This window comes from Bacillus sp. FSL K6-6540, from assembly GCF_038007545.1.
The window spans coordinates 1,549,516-1,571,127 of record NZ_JBBOXH010000002.1 but is presented as its reverse complement, the minus strand read 5'-3'; the positions used below and the strand labels follow the sequence as shown (position 1 = coordinate 1,571,127).

At 41.9% G+C, this 21,612-nt stretch carries 16 protein-coding genes and 2 pseudogenes; 8 read left to right on the top strand and 10 right to left on the bottom strand.

What is annotated here, in order from left to right; all coding sequences use genetic code 11:
• Positions 1 to 2 precede the first annotated feature (2 nt).
• From MHH82_RS40405 to MHH82_RS40390, 4 genes and pseudogenes are all read left to right on the top strand, one after another.
• Complete coding sequence (locus MHH82_RS40405) at positions 3 to 398, top strand: immunity 22 family protein (RefSeq protein WP_042978001.1); 396 nt, start codon at positions 3 to 5, stop codon at positions 396 to 398.
• Positions 399 to 482: 84 nt separating this feature from the next.
• Positions 483 to 786 (top strand): annotated as a pseudogene (locus tag MHH82_RS40400) (hypothetical protein).
• A gap of 190 nt (positions 787 to 976) precedes the next feature.
• The gene (locus tag MHH82_RS40395) at positions 977 to 2,104 is read left to right on the top strand and encodes a response regulator aspartate phosphatase (RefSeq protein ID WP_072175461.1); all 1,128 of its coding nucleotides are present in this window, start codon (positions 977 to 979) and stop codon (positions 2,102 to 2,104) included.
• Positions 2,094 to 2,291 carry a hypothetical protein gene (locus MHH82_RS40390; RefSeq protein ID WP_072175460.1) on the top strand — a complete coding sequence of 66 codons (198 nt, stop codon included), beginning with the start codon at positions 2,094 to 2,096 and terminating at the stop codon, positions 2,289 to 2,291. Before MHH82_RS40395 ends, MHH82_RS40390 begins: the two co-directional genes overlap by 11 nt.
• 674 nt (positions 2,292 to 2,965) lie before the next feature.
• Here the strand turns inward: MHH82_RS40390 and MHH82_RS40385 are convergent.
• Both MHH82_RS40385 and MHH82_RS40380 read right to left on the bottom strand, forming a co-directional pair.
• Positions 2,966 to 3,904, bottom strand: a complete 939-nt coding sequence (locus tag MHH82_RS40385; RefSeq protein ID WP_072175459.1) for a hypothetical protein — start codon at positions 3,902 to 3,904, stop codon at positions 2,966 to 2,968.
• Positions 3,897 to 5,681 carry a hypothetical protein gene (locus MHH82_RS40380; protein WP_072175458.1) on the bottom strand — a complete coding sequence of 595 codons (1,785 nt, stop codon included), beginning with the start codon at positions 5,679 to 5,681 and terminating at the stop codon, positions 3,897 to 3,899. The genes MHH82_RS40385 and MHH82_RS40380 overlap by 8 nt, the downstream gene beginning before the upstream one ends.
• 244 nt (positions 5,682 to 5,925) lie before the next feature.
• On the opposite strand from MHH82_RS40380, the gene MHH82_RS40375 reads away from it, so the two are divergent.
• Positions 5,926 to 6,066 (top strand): hypothetical protein, encoded by a 141-nt coding sequence (locus MHH82_RS40375; RefSeq protein WP_250636525.1) that lies wholly within the window; start codon positions 5,926 to 5,928, stop codon positions 6,064 to 6,066.
• Positions 6,067 to 6,374: 308 nt separating this feature from the next.
• Here the strand turns inward: MHH82_RS40375 and rlmD are convergent, their stop codons facing one another.
• From rlmD to srfP, 3 genes are all read right to left on the bottom strand, one after another.
• Entirely contained in the window at positions 6,375 to 7,751 is a 1,377-nt protein-coding gene (gene rlmD / locus MHH82_RS40370; protein WP_072175457.1) for a 23S rRNA (uracil(1939)-C(5))-methyltransferase RlmD, read from the bottom strand.
• A gap of 309 nt (positions 7,752 to 8,060) precedes the next feature.
• Positions 8,061 to 8,972 carry a diacylglycerol kinase gene (locus tag MHH82_RS40365; RefSeq protein WP_003233894.1) on the bottom strand — a complete coding sequence of 304 codons (912 nt, stop codon included), beginning with the start codon at positions 8,970 to 8,972 and terminating at the stop codon, positions 8,061 to 8,063.
• A gap of 151 nt (positions 8,973 to 9,123) precedes the next feature.
• A complete protein-coding gene (gene srfP, locus MHH82_RS40360) occupies positions 9,124 to 12,282 on the bottom strand; it encodes a surfactin resistance protein SrfP (RefSeq protein ID WP_125121421.1) in 3,159 nt (1,052 codons plus the stop codon).
• 131 nt (positions 12,283 to 12,413) lie between these two features.
• Between srfP and MHH82_RS40355 the strand changes: the two are divergent.
• A pseudogene (locus tag MHH82_RS40355) lies at positions 12,414 to 13,311 on the top strand (TetR/AcrR family transcriptional regulator).
• Here MHH82_RS40355 and gatB read toward each other — a convergent pair.
• The 3 genes from gatB to gatC are packed head-to-tail and all read right to left on the bottom strand — an operon-like array spanning position 13,298 to position 16,505.
• A complete protein-coding gene (gene gatB, locus MHH82_RS40350) occupies positions 13,298 to 14,728 on the bottom strand; it encodes an Asp-tRNA(Asn)/Glu-tRNA(Gln) amidotransferase subunit GatB (RefSeq protein ID WP_003219444.1) in 1,431 nt (476 codons plus the stop codon). The pseudogene MHH82_RS40355 and the gene gatB overlap by 14 nt on opposite strands.
• A gap of 13 nt (positions 14,729 to 14,741) precedes the next feature.
• Positions 14,742 to 16,199 carry an Asp-tRNA(Asn)/Glu-tRNA(Gln) amidotransferase subunit GatA gene (gene gatA / locus MHH82_RS40345; protein WP_003242878.1) on the bottom strand — a complete coding sequence of 486 codons (1,458 nt, stop codon included), beginning with the start codon at positions 16,197 to 16,199 and terminating at the stop codon, positions 14,742 to 14,744.
• Between the two features lie 15 nt (positions 16,200 to 16,214).
• The gene (gene gatC / locus MHH82_RS40340; protein WP_003219442.1) at positions 16,215 to 16,505 is read right to left on the bottom strand and encodes an Asp-tRNA(Asn)/Glu-tRNA(Gln) amidotransferase subunit GatC; all 291 of its coding nucleotides are present in this window, start codon (positions 16,503 to 16,505) and stop codon (positions 16,215 to 16,217) included.
• Between the two features lie 413 nt (positions 16,506 to 16,918).
• Between gatC and opuE the strand changes: the two genes are divergently transcribed.
• The gene (gene opuE / locus MHH82_RS40335; RefSeq protein WP_003233905.1) at positions 16,919 to 18,397 is read left to right on the top strand and encodes a proline transporter OpuE; all 1,479 of its coding nucleotides are present in this window, start codon (positions 16,919 to 16,921) and stop codon (positions 18,395 to 18,397) included.
• Positions 18,398 to 18,503: 106 nt separating this feature from the next.
• Positions 18,504 to 19,202 carry an MgtC/SapB family protein gene (locus MHH82_RS40330; protein WP_010886431.1) on the top strand — a complete coding sequence of 233 codons (699 nt, stop codon included), beginning with the start codon at positions 18,504 to 18,506 and terminating at the stop codon, positions 19,200 to 19,202.
• Between the two features lie 37 nt (positions 19,203 to 19,239).
• Here MHH82_RS40330 and MHH82_RS40325 read toward each other — a convergent pair whose 3' ends face one another.
• Entirely contained in the window at positions 19,240 to 20,250 is a 1,011-nt protein-coding gene (locus MHH82_RS40325) for a phosphotransferase enzyme family protein (RefSeq protein ID WP_072175454.1), read from the bottom strand.
• Between the two features lie 161 nt (positions 20,251 to 20,411).
• Complete coding sequence (locus tag MHH82_RS40320) at positions 20,412 to 21,602, bottom strand: CamS family sex pheromone protein (protein ID WP_072175453.1); 1,191 nt, start codon at positions 21,600 to 21,602, stop codon at positions 20,412 to 20,414.
• Positions 21,603 to 21,612: the final 10 nt, after the last annotated feature.

Below are 21,612 nucleotides of genomic sequence, written 5' to 3'. Positions count from 1 at the left end.
ATATGGAACGTCAAAATTTCGTATCATTGTGGATTGGAAGTATAAATGATGATGAATCATTAAGTAAATATGTTGAATTAGATTACAATGAGGATGAAGGTGATTTTCTCCCTTCCCAATTTTTAATTGATTTTGATATAGATATCGATGAATTAGATGAAGATTTTATAGAAAAAGTTGCACATGAAAAAAATTGTAATAATTTATCTGAACTAATTGGCGGCTGTTCGTACGATAGTGTCATCTTACCTCGATTTGAGAACATAGTAGGTACCGCAATTCCTGAACACATCAATGCTGCTGTTCTTTTATATAATTTTGAATATGACGGCAGGGAGAAAGAAATAAACGATAAAAACTATTCATTTAAATTTATTGGTGCAGTACCCTATGTTTAAGTAAAAAATTCTAAATAAAAATAAAGCCCTCTTACTTGAGGGCTTTATTTTTATCTCATCTCGCTTTATAAAAGGAGCATCACCTTGACAGTAAGAAAAGAATTAATAAAACAAATAATTTAACAATCACTGTAATAAAAACAATAAATCAAAAGAATCCAACTCCAATGGTGAAAAACATATTAAAAAGATATGAAGAGGCAAAAGAATTTATCAAACATTCAACAGAGGAACAATTCGAAGAAGACCTCTCTAAAGTTAGAAATAAACTAGACACTTTGACAAGAGCATACCTAGAATCAGCTAGCGACTACATGAATCCCATGCTCAGAGAAATACATAAAACTGAAAAGCTCTTAAAAAGTATGATGAAACTGGTAAGTCATAATCACCGCAATCTAAAATTCAAAAATTGAGATTGCACTAACCCACACAAAACCAAATATAACACCAAAACACCCAAACTCCCTTTTGCGGACAGCACCGAAAACTTTTTTTGCGGTCTCTCAACCCCTTCCTATTAAATTTCTGTATTGATAAAATTTACATAATTAGTGAGAAGAGGAAGGGTGAGAAGTTTGGGCACGATTTCGTCTCCGCACGTTGGGATAAAAATTAATGAATGGAACCGGCATATTCAAAAGTTTAATGTGACAGATGCTGAAATGCTTAAAGCTGAGATCGAACGAGACATTGACATCATGGAAGAAGACCAAGACCTCTTGATTTACTATCAGCTCATTGCATTTCGCCATCAGCTTATGATTGACTATGTGATTCCATCTGAAGGAAACCAAATGGAGTTATCAGAATATTTAAAGAGAATTGAAGGCAGCAACAGGAAGATGGAGAAACTCGTTGAATACTACTATTACTTTTTTCAAGGGATGTATGAATTCAAAGAGGGCAATTTCTTAAGTGCCATTACATTCTATCAAAAAGCGGAAAACACCATTCCCTATATTTCAGATGAAATTGAGCGGGCGGAATTTTATTTTAAAATGGCTGAAGTGTTTTATCATATGAAACAAACCCACGTATCCATGCACTATTCTTCTCAGGCGTATAACATCTATAAAACACACGACCTTTACTCAGTCCGCCGCATACAATGCCATTTTGTGATCGCAGGAAACTACGACGATTTAGAAAGTCATGAAAAGGTGCTCCCTCACCTTGAACAGGCACTAAAAGGCGCACGGCTTCTTGAAAGCAAAAACAAGCGGATTTACGGCCAAGCTTTATTCAATATCGGAAATTGTTATCTTAAAATGGGCGAATTGACGAAAGCAGCAAAATACATGGAGAAATCGATTCTCCAATTCAAAAAATCAAATTTCAACAACTTGACACAAGCTTACCACGATTTAGCCTTAATTTATTTTCTTCAACATAAACAAGACCAGGCAATGGATTGTTTCAGAAAAGGCGTACGCTTCGCATGTAAATTCGACGATAATCTATTTAAAATTATGTTTGAAGGATTGCAGGCGCTGTTTATCAAAAAAGGAGAAGCGTCCATTTTATTAAATGTTTTCAACAAATTAGAGACATCCCAAGGATATCCTTATATGGAAGAGTTGGCATTATTAGCCGCAAAGTTTTATACTGAAATTGGGCAGATGGATGATTCTGTTATCTGTTTCAAAAAGATGGTTCATGCCCGCAAACAAATTCAGAGAGGGGATTGTTTGTATGAAATTTAAACTGACTTTGTGCGCTGTAATTGCTTTGATCGGTGTAAGCTTTATCAGTTCTTCCTTGGGAAATGAAGTAAACGTAGCATCCAGAAACATGACAAGCAAAGCTGCAAACGATTCAACGAACTCCCTAGCAGACAAAGCCATCTTTGACAAGGAAATGACGATTGCAGAAAACGGAACGCTTGATTAAGGACAAGACGCAGCTTAGGCTGTGTCTCTTTTTCTGAAGAGATAGGTGACAAGGTGATAGAATGTTTATGTTCAAACTTTCATATGCAGACCAAACAAAAGCATAAAAAAACAAGATAGGTGGAAGTAATGTAAAACCAATTAAGAGAAATTGTAAACCTCTAAGAAAAAATAAATAGCTACGGTCAAACAAATGTACTTTCTGTTGAATTCGAAGAACAACAAGACAATCTAAATGATTTGTCTCTGTTATTAACCGACATGGACAAGCTTCTAAAGAAGAGTAAATATATTGATCCTAACCGTGTTCAAGATGTTGATAGACTTCTGATCGAAATCCACAGAAGGATGAACTCACTTGAAAGGAATATACCCGAAATTAGTTATTCAAAACATGGAAACATAAGCCTTTTCCAATTTAAAAAAGGCAACACTAACAAAGAGGTTAGTTGCCTTTTCTAATTCCCAGAACCGCCACACACTCCTGATGCGCAGAGTGCTGAATAGTAGATTCAAAACAATATTGAGCAGTGGGAATTCATCTATATTTCCATAACAATTTATATAGTAAAAACGATTAAAGCGTGAAGAGGATTTTATCAATCAAGAAAAAGTTAAGGGATGATGTAGTATTAACACCCCATACTTTCTTACTGTTCCAGAAAGGTTCTTAAATTAATTTGTGAGCTCTGGTACAAAAAGATTGTAATCGTTTTTTGGATATAATAGGCCCTCAATTGTTGAAATAGATTTATCACCCATTTCCAGGTTTCTTCCTACTCTTCTCTTTATCAAACCGACTTCTTGTAGTTTATTGTTTTCATATAGCAATACAAAATTTCCTTTATATTTAAAAACATCCGTGCCAAATACCTTTGTCGAAAAAACACGAACTTTATTTCGTTTCTTTTCTTTGTATTCAACTATCTCATTTTTATTTAGTGTAAAAGAGCGATTAAAATGGGTTTCAAAAATAACTTGGAGAATGGAATTTCTAAGCCCATCAAAAAATTCCAAAGAATACATGATCTCCTTATGTGTACCCTTTATATCTAATTTTCGAATAAGTATTCTGTTCTGTCTTGAGAAAGGATAAACCTCTTTTGACTCCATAAATTTTTGAACATTACCTTGTTTATTTTCTATATTTGATTTATGTTGATGTAGGTAAGTTAATAATTTGGTGCTTTGCAATTGGTAAAAAACATTCATCCAAGCTCTATATAAATCAAAAGAATTAAAGGTTCCAGAAATATTCTTTGAAGGTAGCCTTGCAAACATTTGAAAAAGTGAATTTTCCAAATCTCTGCCGAGTTGATCTCCCTCCTCAATTAATAAATGCACCTCGCTACAATCTTGTAATTCAGTAAAACTTTTTTGAAGATATCCCTCTTTTTTTGAACATATAGCCTCAATTTTTTTATAGGCAAGTCCAAAACTATAATAGTGTTGAAATAAACATGTCTTAATCGCATCGTGATAGAGTGACCATGCTTCCGGTGATAATTTGATCTTTATGTCATTAAATCTTAGGAAAAGTGTCCTTCCAAAAGGGGATTTTGATATTTTATTTCCAAAATGATAGGCGGCTAATAAAGTGTTTATATCAATCACCTTCTTCCATACTTCTTAATCTATAAACAATTAACTCTCCTAAAAGTATATTTGCACTCAAAACGTTTTCTGGGTTTATTTTTAATTCATCCCTTCCATGCACCAGGTCATTACGATAGTCTCTAACCTTCCATAACTTACTAAAGTCTTCATCAGTTATTGGAATAGATAGATGCCGAATCAAGGTTTGAACTTTGATTTTCAAAGGAGGATCTTTAAGTTTTCCTAAACTCTTTTCTTTTATTTTCCTAGAATATTCTTCTGTAAAAGTATCACTTTGTTCTTTTAATAGTTGCTTCAACAATTTTTTGAATTCCCTAATAATTTCATCAGGCAAAAAAGGGTCGGTTTCTATTTTATCAACCAAAAATTCCATAGCTATGTTTGTATAAATAACCTTGTCTTCTATATCTTCTGCTTTCCAACTTCTATTCAACCACTTTAAAGCATTAAATAACTGCTTGTCTAAAGTTGATTGCTGCCCGGTCTGTTTTTTGTACAGTTTTTCTTCATACCAATCCAATTCTCTAAAAACTTTTTCAAATTGAGAATCGACACCTAAAGAATTATTTTCCCAGGTGTTTTTAGAATCACCCAAAATGTTTTCTACGCCTACTAGATTTTCCACATAATAGAGTGAAGAGCATTTAGGATTTTGATATAATCTTAATCTATTCCATTCATTTAGCTCATTACCTAAGTTGTATAAATTAAACACTCTTTCATTTTTGGATAGTAAAATTATCATATCGATTGCATCTTGAACTTTTTGTCTACCTAATAAATAGGCATCATATACGTTATCTGATTCGACAATTGTTTGAGCAAAAGTATCAAACTGACCAAGTAAATTATGATTATATTTCTCCTCAAATCCCTTATACATATCAAAGGCTTGGTCTTTAGTTAAAAAGGTTACACCCCCCAACCCAAATTCAAAATTATTTAGCATTAGATTTTCTATTGGAAGCAACACAAGGTAAGGAACAAATTTTACTCCAAAACCCTCTATATTAATTTGTTCCTTTAACATTCCGGAACTCCTCAATATCGCCTGTAATGGTGAATTTGGGTCTGAACCTTGAAAAGAAAAGAAATCCATCTTCTTCTTACTTAATTCATGAATAAATGAGCTTAGAAAAATTGTGATTCCATCTATACCTTTTTTCACTTCATATATTGTCCCTGCAGATTCTATAGAATTATCATTTATCCAATACCTGATAACCCAATCCTCAGAAAGGTGTATATTTTTCAAACCCTGAATAACATTTTGATTACTTTCAAATTCAAATTTCCCGTAAACTAAACCTCTTCTACTCGATATAAGTAAAGTTTTATGAGGTCTAATTAATTTACCGTTACTGTATACCTCACAGCTCCCACTTATTATATTTCTCTGTGTTGATGTCAGAATTGATAAAGACTTATATGTATCAATTTCTTTTTTTATTTTCCCATTCTCAAAATGTTCTACAATTTCGTCAATAGACTCAATAACTATATTCATAGTGTTATATTCACTATTTAAGAAATCCCTAAGATTTCTAAGAACGCTACCTATATTCGTAATCTCTACAGGAATAATTGACCCGCTAATGAAATCAAAACCGCATATCATAAATTTTTCTTTGTTTTTTTGTTTAAGAACCAAATAATGCAAAATGACAGTATCTTTGGAATATAACATCGATAAAACCAAATTGTTATTTTCAAATCCATTGTATGGAACACTATAACTATTTAGAAAAAGTGATGAGTCTAGTGGGTTCATCATTTATTACCTTCTCCTTAATTAGACTTCGAATGAAATTCACTTTACTAACGTTAAACTACATATGACGCAGTTACAAATAGGTGTGTTTTAAAAGGGACAATTACTTGCCGAATATTACTTACCATCTATATTCTACCTATTCAAAATATACATTTCCAATATATTGAATCAAAACCGAATCCCTCATGGAATCATAGGCTCTAACTTCTACTATATCCTCACAAATAGAAAGAGGGTTGTGCTTGTGGATAAAGACACATTCTTTACAACGAAACCATCAAAAAGTGTAGAAGTGAACCTTCTATATAAAAGTGATTTGAAGAAAGTAGCAGGTATGGTAGGTATTCTATACAGCAAATTTCACGAAAGAAATGAAAGTGGATGATTATTTTTATCACCAGTCGGACAAGCCAGTATTACCCGAACACTTTGATGCTTTAAAAGGTTTTCTCTAAATGTACCAATTCAATAGAATGTTGATGCTTGATGAGAGGATTTACAATAAGGAAGCTAAGTATGAAGCCCAGATTCAAAATGAACACAGAGCTGTATAATGAATTCAAGAAATTCTATGAGGAATATTACCCTCAATTCAAAATCCAAGATCTAATTTGTCAGTCATAGAAAGAATTGAAATAATAGAAGATGGGAGTCCGAGAACCCATTACCGATTCTCGGACCCTTATATATCTTCTATTTTTTCACGAGCAACACACAACACTCCACATGATTCGTATGCGGAAACATATCCACAGGCTGCACTTCGAGCGTCTGATACCCGCCATCCTCAAGCACCCGCAGGTCTCTCGCAAGCGTGCCAGGATTACAGGACACATACACCACCCGCTTCGGTTTCATCTCCACAATCGTCCGCAGGAGGGCTTCGTCGCAGCCTTTTCTTGGCGGGTCTACGACTAGCGTATCGGCCGTGATGCCTTCTTCATACCACTTTGGAATCACGGTTTCCGCTTCACCGACCGCGAACTCAGCGTTTGTGATGCCGTTTAGCTCAGCGTTGCGTTTGGCATCCTCAATTGCCTCTGGTACAATTTCTACGCCGTACACTTTTTTCGCCTGCTTTGCCAGGAAGAGAGAAATCGTTCCGATGCCGCAGTAAGCGTCAATGACGGTTTCTTCCCCTTGAAGCTCAGCGTACTCAAGCGCTTTGTCGTAGAGCACCTTTGTCTGCCCCGGGTTGACCTGATAGAACGATCTGGCGGAAATGGCGAATTTGACGTCTCCGATGAGGTCGTAGATGTATTCTTCGCCCCAGATGACGTTTGTTTCGTTGCCAAAAATGACGTTTGTTTTGTTTCGGTTGATGTTTTGCACGATGGATTTGACGTGCGGGAATTGCGCTGTGATGTCTTCGATGATCTTCGCTTTATGCGGGAAATCGTTTGTTCTTGTGATGAAAACGATCATCATTTCGCCCGTAACAACGCCGTATCTGACCATGATGTGGCGGAGCCAGCCTTTGTGGCGTTCTTCGTTGTAGGCTTTGACACCGTAGTTTGCGCAAATGTCTTTGACAGCTTGAACGGCTTCGTCGTTTTTGGATTGCTGGATCAGGCAGGCGCTCATGTCGATGATGTCATGGCTTCTTTGCTGATAGAATCCCGCGACGAGTCCGCCTTCCCGTTCTCCTACCGGCACCTGTGCTTTGTTTCTGTAGTTCCACGGGTCTTCCATGCCGAGTGTCGGGTGCACGGTGACTTTTGAAAGGTCCAGCTTGCCGATGCGTTCTAAGACGTCTTTGACTTGTTTCTGTTTAAACAGGAGCTGTCCTTCGTAGGTCATGTGCTGAAGCTGACAGCCTCCGCATTGCTTGTAAATCGGGCATGGGGCGTCCGTTCTATGCGGGCTTTCTTCCTTCAGCTCAATCAGACGGCCGAAGGCGAACCCTTTTTTGACGCGTGTCACTTTGATTTGGGCTTTTTCCTCCGGCAGGGCGTTCGGCACGAAGATCGGAAAGCCTTGGACCTTTGCGACACCCGCTCCTTCGTGGGTCAAATCCTCAAATGTCACGTCATAGTATTCGTTTTTTTCTACTGGGGGTTTCATTTTCATCTATAATCACCTCTAGTTTTAAGCGAAAGAAAAACTTGGCCTATTCAAGCCAAGTTTCAGCGTGTAGGCAAACCTTCGCATTCGTTGTCAGTCCTGTGCTTCGGTGCTCACGTAAAAAGACCAGCGGCTAAAAACTAGAGCGTCCTGCTCAAACGCCGCTGTCACCGCATCCTGCGGAAGTACGCTCCAATGCTCGTCCTTCCTAGACTTCAAAGGTTTTCAATCACGCTGAAAAGATGACAAAATCCTAAAACGAAAACTGTTTTAGGATTTTGTCAACATTCTGAGCTTGGCTTACAAAGCCAAGTTTTAGTCATCCAGCTGTTCCGCTTTCTCCTTCGGCATGACGACGTGAATGTGTCGATACAGATTCACAAATTCGCCCGGCAGCATACCGCCGTACTCGCCGTCCAGGTTCAGCTGCATCTTTTCTGATACATTGACTTTCACGCGGTTCGCTTTTGTATAAATAATGTGCTGGTCGTTGATATGTTCGCCGCGAAGCGCCATCGTAGCGACCCTGATAAATTCAGCAAGGTTTGCTTTCTTTAATATCATCAAATCAAACATGCCGTCATTCAGGCTGGAATCCGGCGCGAGTTTTTCGAACCCGCCGACGGAATTTGTCAGCGTGACCAAAAACAGCATGATTTCACCTTGAAACAGCTTGCCGTCATATTCAATCTCGACTTCTGTCGGACGAAGTGAAGGCAGCATTTCCATTCCTTTTAAATAATAAGCAAGCTGGCCTAGCATTGTTTTGAGTTTGCTTGGCACGTCGTACGTCAGCTCCGTCAGACGGCCTCCTCCGGCGATATTGATAAAATACTGGCCGTTGACCTGTCCGATATCAATCGGGCGGGCAACGCCGTTAATGACCGTATCTGCCGCTTTTAAAATATCCTCTCGCGGAATGCCGAGCGCTCTGGCAAAGTCGTTCGTGGTGCCGACAGGAATCACACCGAGTGTCGGCCGGTTGTCTAAAGGCGCAAGCCCGTTGACGACCTCGTTGATCGTTCCGTCTCCGCCTGCCGCAATGATCAGGTCAAACTCACGCAATGCCGCTTCCTTGGCAGCGTGTGTAGCGTCTCCTGCGCATGTCGTCGCATGGGTGGAGGTTTCATAGCCGGCTTGTTCAAATTTTTGCAGGACCTGGGCAAGATGCTTTTTAAAGATCTCCCGTCCTGAAGTCGGATTGTATATTATGCGTGCACGTTTCATTATCTCATCATCCTACTTAAGAGTATCCGATCCATTTTTACACTAACAACCTTTAATTATACTATGAGTTAAAAAAATCGCAACAAAATGTACATAATCTTACAGGTGAAAACGCACAAAAGCCTCAGCAGAGCTGAGGCTTTTAGTTTTTTTACTCTTCTTCCGTTCCCGGTTTTTTCTTGCGGAACTTCGCCAATACTTCATATACGATTGGCACGATCAGGAGCGTCAGAAGCGTTGAACTGATCAAACCGCCGATAACCGTGACGCCGAGTCCTTTTGAAATGACCTGGCTTCCGCCTTCAAAGCCGAGTGCTAATGGAATCAAGGCGCCGATTGTCGCAATGGCTGTCATCAGGATCGGACGGAGACGTGTAGAGCCGGCTTCCAAGAGCGCTTCTCTCGTAGACAGGCCTTCCGCTTCCTTATGAATCACGCGGTCAATTAAGACAATCGCATTCGTGACAACGATACCGATCAGCATGAGCATACCGATCATTGCGTTCAGACTGATCGTTTCACCTGATACGTAAAGTCCGACCAGGGCACCGATGACTGTGAACGGCAATGAGAACAGAATAGCAAATGGCGCTAGTGCTCCGCCGAAGGTAATCACGAGCACAAGGTAAACGATCGCTATTGCTGCCAGCATCGCTAAACCGAGCTTCGTGAAGGAATCAGCGATATCCGCTGATACGCCGCCTGTGTCAATCGATACGTTATCAGGATGGTCTAGCTTATCGATTTTCTTCTGGATAGCAGCTGATACGGCTGTGACGTTGTCAGATGTAACCTCACCTGTGACATCCGCATAGACTTTTCCGTCACGTTTTGACACAGTATCTGATGTTGATCCTTCTTTCACTTTTGCCACATCGCCGATTTTGACTTCCTGGCCAGTCGCGGAAGTGATCTTTTTATTCTCTAAATCTTTCACACTCTTATACTCGTCTTTTTCTGTCTTAATGTTCACATCAAGCTCTTTGCCGTCTTTTTTCACAGTTGTGAGCGGTTCTTGTGATGTTTGTGACATTAAGGCCTGAGAAATTTGAGACGCGGTTAAACCGAGTTTGCTTAGTTTTTCTTGGTCAGCGACAAATGTGTACTCATCATATGTGCTGGAAAGGCCTGAGTTTACGTTTTTCAGATCCTTTTCATCCTTCATGATTTTTTCAATATCTTTGACCGTGTCTTTAATATCGTTTTCAGAATCGCCATACACATAGTATGTTAATTCGTTGTTTTTGCCTGAAGAGCTGAAGTCCTGTGTCTTCCATTCTCCGCGGTCAGATTGCTTTTGGATTTCCTTCAGAACGTTATCTTTTTCTTTATCAAAGTCAGGTGTGTCGCTTTCATATTTGATATAGAATAACGCACCGTTAGAATCTCCTCCGGCAAGCGGGCTGCCAGAGCCTAATGAATACTGAACCGTATCGACATGCTTGCGGTCAAGCAGGATTTTTTCCGCTTTTTCAGCTTCATTTTCGGCTTCTTTTTTCGTTTCACCCGGTTCTGGGCTGTATGTGAGCTGCATCGTTTTTTCTTCCTCGGACGGCAGGTAGCTGGCACCGATTAACGGTACAAGGAACAAGCTTCCAAGGAGCATCAGAACAGCGATGATAGACGTGATCCATTTGTGGCTCAGCGCCCAGTTCAATACTTTTTTATAGATGTTTGCAAGTCTGCCAGGTTTGTGTTCTTTCGCTTTAATAGGCGCACCGGTTAATGATTTTTTGAACAGGCTGTGTGCGAGCATCGGCACAAGCGTGATTGAAATCACCAGGGATGCGGCAAGCGCAAAAACAATCGTTAAGGCAAACGGAATAAACAACTCACCGATTTGTCCGCCTACAAGTGCGAGCGGCAGGAATACCGCAATTGTCACAATCGTTGATGACATGATCGGTTTAAACATTTCCTTCGTCGCTTCACGAACCAATGCTTTTCCGCGGAGCGGCTCGTCTTTGAGTCTCATTCGGCGATAAATGTTCTCGATGACAACGATGGAGTCATCGACTACACGTCCGATGGCAACGGTCATTGCGCCGAGCGTCATAATATTCAATGTGATATCAAGCTGCTGCAGCACAAGGAGTGCGATCAGCAATGATAATGGAATTGAAACAACCGAAATTAATGTTGATTTGATATCTCTTAAGAATAAGAGAATAATCACAATCGCAAAAATAGCACCGAAGATGGCTTTGCTTAACATCGTGTCAACTGACTGTGTGATCGGCTCCGCCATGTCGAGAGTTGCGCTGTAATTGAAGCCTTTATGGTCTTCTTTGAACTTCTTCAGCTCAGCTTTGACATTGTCGGCAACCTCTACCGTATTCGCATCGTTTGCTTTGACGATGTTGATGCCGATGCTGTCTTTGCCATTTGTGCGTGAAACGGATTCAGCTTTTTTCACATCTTTAATTGTAGCAATGTCAGAAAGCTTGACCGTCGGCACTGCTGTGCTTGCGCTTTGCTGCGCCTGTGCTGCCGCTTGTGCGCTTTGGGCTGCCTGTGCACTCTGCGCCGCCGCTTGAGATGCTGCACTGCTGCCTGCACTTGAAGCTGATGCCGTCGGGATTCTCATATTCTTCAAATCTTTAATTGTTTCAATATCGCCGCTGACGACGACAGATTTTTCTTCATTTCCGAATGTGTACAATCCAAGCGGAGTTGTCACATCTGAACCTTGAATCACTTTCTTCACAGTATCTTCATCAAGGCCGTATTCCTTCAGTTTGTCTTCTTTGAAAGAGAATTCAACCTCTTCCACCTGCTGGCCCGATACTTGGACGGACGCAACGCCTTCTATGCCTTCAAGCTTAGAAACGAGGCTGTCCTCCACTTTTTTCGTCAGCTCTTGCAGGTTATCTTTATCACTGGACACACTTAACGTCAGAATCGGGAATGAGTTCAAGCTGTAGCGTGAAATCTCCGGATCCTTCGCGTCGTCAGGCAGGCTGACATTTTCTAACGCTTCAGCTGCTTCTGTTTTCGCTTTGTCCATATCTTTCTCATAATCATATTCAATCATGACCGACGATGCGTTTTCATAGGACGTCGACGTCACAACGCTGACACCGTCCAAGTTCTGCACGGCTTGTTCAACCGGTTTGGTCACTTCATCAGCCACTTGGCTTGGTGTCGCACCCGGATATGTCGTGCTGATCGTCAAGTAAGGCATATTCACGTCAGGAATAGACTCTTGCTTCATATTCATACCCGCATACAAGCCGGCTGCCGTTACAATAATCGTCATCAGCCATACGGCGAATTTGTTTTTCAGAACGAAATTAATAACGTGGTTCATCATATCCTCCATTACATTTTTTATTGACTGACTGGTCATTCTATATAATACTAAACGTTATAACGCAACAACGTCAACTCATATACCAGAAAATTTTACTAAATTTTTCAAGGATTAAGGGGAAGCACGTCATGAATGAAAAAAAAGAGAGAATCATAAAAACCAGCATTCGTTTATTTGCGAAAAAAGGATTCGCAGCTACGACGATCCAAGAAATCGCCAGTGAATGCGGCATTTCGAAGGGCGCTTTTTATTTGCACTTCAAATCGAAAGAAGCGCTGCTGTTATCTGCCTGTGAATATTATATCGGTATGTCTATGAACAAAATGAAAAATATAGAAGAAGATCTTGCTGGAAAGCCGCCTAAAGATGTTTTGAAAAAACAAATTGGCGCTCAATTTGAGGATTTTCGTGATCATAAAGATTTTATCGTACTTTTGCTTACCGAAAATATCATTCCGGAAAATCAAGAAATCAAGCAATACTTTTACAAAGTAACCATGGAGACGGATAAGCTGTACCGGAACGCCTTGCTGTCGTCCTATGGAAAAGGAATCGAGCCGTACGTCGCAGATCTGTCCATCATGGCAAGAGGCATCGTGCATTCCTATATGAATGTGATGGTATTTAACAGTGAGCTTAATATCGGTGCAGAAGAAATCTCAGCCTTTATCATCGAGAGACTGGATGATCTTGTACAGGGGCTGAGCCGCTCAGCACTCAATCCGATTGTGCCAAAAGACATTTTCAACCCGATGCCTGCGGGGAAAGACCAGCTGCTTGAGGACATTCAGAAAGTGAAAGAAAACAGCACGCTGCCCGAGGATATCACCGTGTCACTTGATGTTATCGAGGAAGAATTGGCTCAGGATAAACCGCGCAAGCCGATTATTAAAGGCATGCTGTCCAATTTGACCGGAACCAACGACAAAGAAGTTGAAAGGCTTCGGGCCCTCATCTCTGTCTTTATCTCAATTTGACCATAAAAAAGCAGCCTCTAAGGGCTGCTTTTTTATTAGCGTTTTTTAATTTCTTCAAGCAGAATTTTGTTGACCATCGGCGGGTTGGCTTGTCCTTTGGACGCTTTCATAATCTGTCCGACTAGGAAGCCGATCGCGCGGTCTTTTCCGTTTTTAAAGTCTTCGATTGATTGAGGATTGTTGTCAAGCGCCTCAGTGACAAGCTTCAGAAGCACGCCTTCGTCAGAAATCTGAACAAGGCCTTTCTCTTTCACAATCTTCTCAGCGTCGCCGCCTTTTTCAATCAATTCTTTAAACACTTTCTTCGCGATCTTAGAAGAAATGGTTCCTTTTTCAATCAATTTGATCATGCCGGCAAGGCCTTCAGGTGTCAGGGCAACGTCGGCAAGCTCTTTTTGTTCTGCGTTTAGGTAAGCTGACACTTCACCCATCAGCCAGTTAGACGCTTGTTTAGCTTCAGCGCCTTTTTGAACGGTTTCTTCGAAGAAATCAGCCATTTCTTTTGTCAGCGTCAGAACCATCGCGTCATATGCAGGCAAGCCAAGCTCTTCGATATAACGCTTGCGGCGCTCATCCGGAAGCTCAGGAATGCTTGCTTTTACGCGTTCCTTCCATTCATCATCAATGTAGAGCTCGACTAGATCTGGCTCTGGGAAGTAACGGTAGTCGTCAGATCCCTCTTTGACACGCATAAGAATGGTTTTCTTCGTTGCTTCATCATAACGGCGAGTTTCTTGCTGGATGACGCCGCCCGAAAGAAGAACCTGCTCCTGGCGTTTTTCTTCATGCTCAAGGCCTTTTTGAACAAACGCAAAGGAGTTCAAGTTTTTCAATTCTGTTTTTGTGCCGAATTCCTCTTGGCCGATCGGACGAAGAGAGATATTGGCGTCACAGCGAAGTGAGCCTTCTTCCATTTTACAGTCAGAAACGCCTGTATATTGGATGATGGATTTCAGCTTTTCAAGATACGCGTACGCTTCTTCCGGCGTGCGGATGTCCGGCTCTGATACGATCTCAACAAGCGGCGTTCCTTGACGGTTGAAGTCAACAAGAGAATAGCCGTCGCCTGTATGCGTCAGCTTTCCGGCATCCTCTTCAAGGTGAAGGCGCGTGATGCCGATTCGTTTTGTTTTGCCGCCGACTTCAATTTCGATCCAGCCGTTTTCGCCGATTGGCTTATCAAATTGAGAAATCTGATACGCTTTCGGGTTGTCAGGATAGAAATAGTTTTTGCGGTCAAACTTCGTATCCGTTGCGATCTCACAGTTGAGCGCCATAGCGGCTTTCATTGCGAATTCAACGGCTTCTTTGTTCAGGACAGGCAGGACGCCCGGGTATCCGAGGTCAATGACGCTTGTCTGCGTATTCGCCTCCGCGCCGAATGGCGTTGGAGAGCTTGAGAAAATTTTTGATTTTGTTTTTAACTCAACGTGGACTTCAAGTCCGATTACCGTTTCAAAGTTCAATTCTTTTCACCCCTTACAGTTCAGGTTTTGCTTTATGATGGTCTGTCGCTTGTTCAAATGCATGAGCAACGCGGTATACAGTGCTTTCATCAAAGTGTTTTCCGATGATTTGCAGGCCGAGCGGAAGACCGTCTGCTAATCCGCATGGCACGCTGATTCCCGGTACGCCGGCAAGGTTGACCGGAATCGTTAAGATATCGTTTGCGTACATTGTGAGCGGATCCTTCGTGTTTTCACCGATTTTAAACGCAGGTGTCGGTGTAGTCGGTCCAACAATAACATCATATTTTTCAAATACGTCTTCGAAATCCTTCTTAATCAACGTACGCACTTTTTGCGCTTTTTTGTAGTACGCATCGTAGTAGCCTGAGCTTAAAGCAAACGTTCCAAGCATGATGCGGCGTTTGACTTCATTTCCAAAACCTTCAGCGCGCGTTTGCTTGTAAAGGTCGATCAGGTTATCCGCGTTGTCTGTGCGGTAGCCGTAGCGGATGCCGTCAAAGCGTGCAAGGTTCGCTGACGCTTCAGAAGATGACAGCAGGTAATATGTCGCAAGCGCGTATTTACTGTGCGGAAGAGACACTTCTTCCCATGTAGCGCCGAGACCTTCAAGGACTTTCAGCGCTGCCAAGACAGATTCTCTCGCTTCTTTGCCGACACCTTCACCAAGGTATTCTTTCGGAACGGCGATTTTCAGTCCTTTGATGTCGCCAGTTAATGAAGAAAGAAAATCAGGCACGTCCACATTTGCACTCGTGGAGTCCATTTTATCTACGCCGGAAATCGCTTGAAGTAAAAACGCGTTATCCTCAACCGTACGTGTAATCGGTCCGATTTGGTCTAATGAAGACGCAAATGCGACCAGTCCGTAACGAGATACACGTCCGTATGTAGGTTTTAATCCGACAACGCCACAGAAAGAAGCCGGCTGACGGATGGAGCCGCCTGTGTCAGATCCAAGAGAAAACGGAACTTCTCCCGCAGCAACCGCAGCCGCAGATCCGCCGCTTGAACCGCCGGGAACTGTATCCAGGTTCCAAGGGTTTTTCGTCAGCTTGTAAGCAGAGTTTTCGGTAGATGACCCCATGGCGAATTCGTCCATGTTCAGTTTTCCGATTGTGACCGCTTCAGCGTCTTGAAGGCGCTGAACGACAGTAGCGTCATAGATCGGATCAAAGTTTTCGAGAATTTTGCTGGAGCATGTTGTGCGCAGCCCTTTTGTTACGATATTATCTTTTACGCCGATCGGCATACCGAAAAGAAGACCGTGCTCAGAACGCCCGTCAACCGCCTCATCAAGCTCCTTCGCGTATGCCCGTGCTCTTTCTTCATCTAATGCCAAAAAGGCTTGTACCTTATCATCAACCGCTTGGATGCGTTTATAAGATTCATCAACCAGATCAGAAATCTTAATCTCTTTTTTATGTATGAGCTGTTTTAATTCTGTGATTTTATGATCAAATAATGACATTCTTGTGTCCCTCCTTTAGTCCAGAATTGATGGCACACGAATATAGCCGTCTTTATGGTCAGGCGCATTTTTCATGACATCCTCAACCGGAAGACCTTTACCCGCTTCATCTTCTCTCATGACATTTTTCATTTTCAGCACGTGAGTTGTAGGCTCCACATTGTCTGTGTTAACCTCATTAAGCTCCTCAGCAAATGAAATGATACTGTCGAGCTGTTCAGTGAACATTTTTGCTTCTTCTTCAGTAATCGCAAGTCTTGCAAGGTGCGCAACGTGCTTTACTTCTTCTATTGAAATTCGTGACATATGATCCACCTCCACATATTTCTCCGTTAAGTCATATAATACTGATCATATCAAAAACAAGCCCTTTAAAGCAACAAAACGCCTTAAGACAGGCCTGTGTTTTCGAAACAATACCCTATATATTTTATACTAAAATGAGGCGAAGGAGAAACGAAATATTTTTCTGAATATTTTTACTTTAATTATTTTTTGAAAGCGTTTTATTCTTTATTCCCTTCTAGGTTTGCAACGGTATTTCCAGCTTATGATCAATGTTTCATCGCTTGAATGGCCGGGAATACTTTGTTAGGTTAAGTTACCAAGTGCACCCGCAAAAGAATTTCTTTTGATTTGCACTTACGCCAGGCTGCTTAACTGGCACCATCAATTTGAGAGGTGATGCAACATTATTAGAAATGAAAAGAGGGTAAAACGTGAGTATTGAAATTATTATATCTTTAGGAATTTACTTTATTGCCATGCTGTTAATCGGCTGGTATGCATTCAAGAAAACCACTGACATCAATGATTACATGCTTGGAGGAAGAGGCCTCGGACCATTCGTTACTGCTTTGTCTGCCGGCGCGGCCGATATGAGCGGATGGATGCTGATGGGTGTTCCCGGCGCGATGTTTGCGACAGGGCTGTCCACCTTATGGCTTGCTTTAGGTCTTACAATCGGGGCGTACTCAAATTACTTGCTGCTGGCTCCAAGGCTGCGTGCTTATACAGAAGCGGCGGATGATGCGATTACGATTCCTGATTTCTTTGATAAACGATTCCAGCATTCTTCATCACTGCTGAAAATCGTATCTGCATTGATCATCATGATCTTTTTCACATTGTATACCTCTTCCGGTATGGTATCTGGCGGACGGCTGTTTGAATCTGCTTTTGGTGCGGATTACAAATTAGGCTTGTTTCTGACCACCGCAGTTGTAGTATTATACACACTGTTTGGCGGTTTCCTTGCTGTCAGTCTGACTGACTTCGTGCAGGGTGCGATCATGTTTGCAGCACTAGTGCTTGTGCCGATCGTTGCTTTTACCCACGTGGGCGGCGTTGCTCCGACTCTCCATGAAATCGGCGCTGTTAACCCACACTTATTGGATATTTTTAAAGGCGCGAGCGTCATTAGCATTATTTCCTATTTAGCCTGGGGCTTGGGCTACTACGGCCAGCCTCATATCATCGTCCGATTTATGGCGATTAAAAACATTAAAGATTTGAAGCCTGCACGCCGAATCGGCATGAGCTGGATGATCATTACAGTTCTAGGTTCCGTGCTGACGGGTTTAATCGGTGTTGCATACGCCCATAAATTCGGAGTTGCTGTAAAAGATCCGGAGATGATTTTCATTATCTTCTCTAAAATCTTGTTCCACCCATTAATTACAGGGTTCTTATTGTCAGCTATTTTGGCTGCCATCATGAGTTCGATTTCCTCACAGCTCTTGGTCACAGCAAGTGCTGTAACAGAGGATTTATACCGGTCATTTTTCAGACGAAAAGCTTCTGATAAAGAATTGGTCATGATCGGGCGATTGTCCGTCTTAGTCATTGCCGTTATCGCGGTACTCTTGTCATTGAACCCGAACAGCACCATTCTTGATTTGGTCGGATACGCTTGGGCCGGCTTCGGTTCAGCTTTCGGACCTGCGATTCTGCTCAGTCTGTATTGGAAGCGAATGAACGAATGGGGCGCGCTTGCTGCCATGATTGTCGGGGCTGCGACCGTGTTGATCTGGATTACAACCGGCCTGGCAAAATCAACCGGTGTGTACGAAATCATCCCTGGGTTTATTCTCAGTATGATTGCCGGCATCATTGTCAGCATGATCACAAAACGTCCTGCAAAAGCCTCTTACCGATTATTCGGTGTCATGGAAAAGCTGTTAAAACGCAAAAAGTAAGCAATAAGCCATCAAGCGCAGCTTGGTGGCTTTTGTGCCCTTGTTTTGCTATAAATACTGTGAGAAAATCATATTTATTTAAAAACACCATAGAGAAGGGGGAAGTTTGCTGTTGAGCTGGTATATTGATCCTGATATTTTATTGAAATTGGGCATTGCCACATTGATTGGCATGGTCATCGGGCTTGAACGCGAATTAAAAAATAAGCCGCTCGGATTAAAAACCTGTATTGTCATCGCAGTCAGCTCATGCATGCTGACGATCGTCAGTATTAATGCGGCATATCATTTCCCTAAATACTACCGCATCATGATGGATCCGCTTCGTCTGCCGGCACAAATCATCTCCGGCGTCGGGTTTATCGGCGCCGGTGTCATCCTGCGAAAAAGCAATGATGTCATTTCCGGCCTGACGACATCGGCCATGATCTGGGGGGCAGCGGGGCTCGGGCTTGCTACGGGAGCCGGTTTTTATAAAGAAGCGTTTGCCAGTCTTCTGTTCATCCTGATCAGCGTGGAGTTTCTCCCATGGGTGGTCAGAAAAATCGGCCCCGACCGCCTGCAGGAAAAAGACATCCGCATCAGAATGTCGCTTTCTGATAAAGACAAAATGACAGAGATTTTAAAAGAAATGAAAAGAAGAGATATCAAAGCACACTCCGTTCGGATCGACGACCTGGGCGAAAAGGATTTTCCAATTATGGAAGTGAAGGTCCGCGTCCATAAAAACAGATACACGACCGATGTCTACTATGACATTAAAGCCATTGAAGGCGTAGTCGGCGTGAAGTGTGATACATTATAAAAGCCAATGGGACTGGAATCCCATTGGCTTTTTCTATCTACACCAGTGCTGAAAAATCAAATGCTGTAATCGGCGTGCCATTCTCTATATCTCTTCTGAAACCGGCCAGCATTTCTTTTTCTTCTTCTCCTATTGTGTTAAGGTCAAACATCTGATGCAGCAATCCGTAAATCAGCATATGGCGAAGGCGGAGGAAATCAGGTATTATCATCAGCCATGCAGGGTCAAGCTCATTTTCCTCCCAGTACCCTTTCATAAAATGCGTCATAAATTCTTCTGTAAACGCAGCTTTATCATCATATGGCACAACAGGATACCACAGGACATTGTAGAGAAGAATGCTAATATCGTTAACAAACCAGTTGTAGCCGATATCATCAAAATCAAATGCCGTGATTTTGCCATGATCCCAGTTAAAATTGCCATGGTGCAGATCCGCATGCACCAAGCCGTAGTTGTCCTGGCTTTTCGGGAGCCTCCGCAGTTCATTCATCAAAGAATCGGCTTGCTGAAACACCTTTATCTGATCTTCAGGCACATATTTTCTCAGCTTTAATTGCTCCTCTTCATCCCATTCCTGTCTTTTGAAAGCGGGATTGCTCAATTTGTAGCTTTTTGTCAGGCTGTGCATGCTGCCTGTGTATCTGCCAAGCTCATAAAATAGCGTTTCATTCCAGTCCGATTCATCCACTTTTTGCCCCGGAGCTTTCTCATACACTCTCAATAAAAATGACCCGCCGTTTCCGTCCGGCACTGCTTCTACGTCTTTTCCGTTCAGCGACGGGAGCGGTTTGGCTATTGAAATTCCCCCTATTGCAAGGTGACGGAGCCATTCCATCTCTCCCATTATATAATCAGAAGATCTCCGAATCGTATGGGTAATCTTTAAAATATAAGGTTGATTGTCTTTCATACATTCATATACATAGTTTTCCGCATCAGCCAGAAAACGCACCTGATCTTTTGAGAAACCGTATCTCGCTGCAGCTTCTGCCAAAACCTGCTCTTCATGAAATATTTTTTTGATATCTTTATGCACGTCTAACATCCTTTCATTGCTATAGATTTGATAATGATTGTTTTCACACGATTTCCAGCATCAACATACCTCCCCTTGATTTGTGTTTCGGCAGAAGCGAAAATAATTTCCCTTTTCCTGTTAATTGTAACATAAAAACCCTTGTGCCAATATGGCACAAGGGTTTTCTATCAGTCATAAATGTGAACAGTCGGCTCTTTATCTCCGGCATTGCGGATAATGACCGCTTCCTGTCCGTCTGAGGACGTGATATTGACTTCGACATCAACTGAGCTCTTAGAGTAGTAGTCCATCACTTCACCCGTTAAGAACTGGGTAAACGCGACAACTTCACTTTTTCCGTAGAATTGCATTGGTATGTCAATCTTCATTTTCTTCATTTCATCATTTTCATACAGCGCTGTACCGACAACGCCTGTATAGTTCGGGAAATATTCTTCAATTGAGTTTTTGAACCGCTTAAAGACCTCGGTGTCATCCGGGTATTTTTCTGCTGTGGTTGTATCTGCCGGATAGAATACATATTTTTCATTGATGTCATCCCAATTTGAGATATCAGTAGAGCCTGCTTTGACCTCTGTTTTGGCGATGAAGTTCCCCGGCACAATCGATGTTTTTGACGCCTGCTTGTAGAGCGCGACGGTAATCGGCACATTCTTCAAGTTATCTTTTTTGCGGAGGCGGTTAATAACCTCCTGTGCAATTTTTTCTCCCTGCTGGCGAAGCGTGCTGTCCTTAATCTCCACTTCTTTTTGCGGATCGCCTGTTTTTTCACGATAGTAATACACGGAGTTTAATGCCAGTCCGATCATGACGCCGCCAAGCTGGATAGAATTCTTGTCTTTTCTGACTAAATAATCGTGCTCAAGCATGGATGCTAAATAAATCGGGCTGCTTTCGTTCTTTTCTTCTGTTGAACCAGAACTCGGGAGCGCTGGATTCAAGCCTTCATTTTTGAAGTTTTTATCATCTTTTTCGGCTTTTTTCAAATCAGAGCCCGTTTTTTTCCGTGCCAGCCAGCTTAATACTGTATCCTCATCTAAGTATTGTCCTTCTTGGAACAGATAATCTTCAGTCGAGAAAGAATCTTGGGCAAGACGCATCAGCCCTGTTTCAAACTCGTCAATGTCCAGCCTAGTATTCAGCTGTTCCGTTGTTAAGCCGCGCGCTTTGCCTGCCTTAAATGGCAGCACCATTTTGTAATAGGAGTCAGAGATATTATATTTCGGGACAATCGCTTTTTCTGACGATTTCGCCGTCTTTTGCGTAATCTCTTCCTCCTTCTCCCCCCCGAAACCTGACGAGCAGGCAGACAGCATTAATACTGCCGCCGTTGCCGCCAATGCCAACGTCTTTTTCAATAGAAAACAC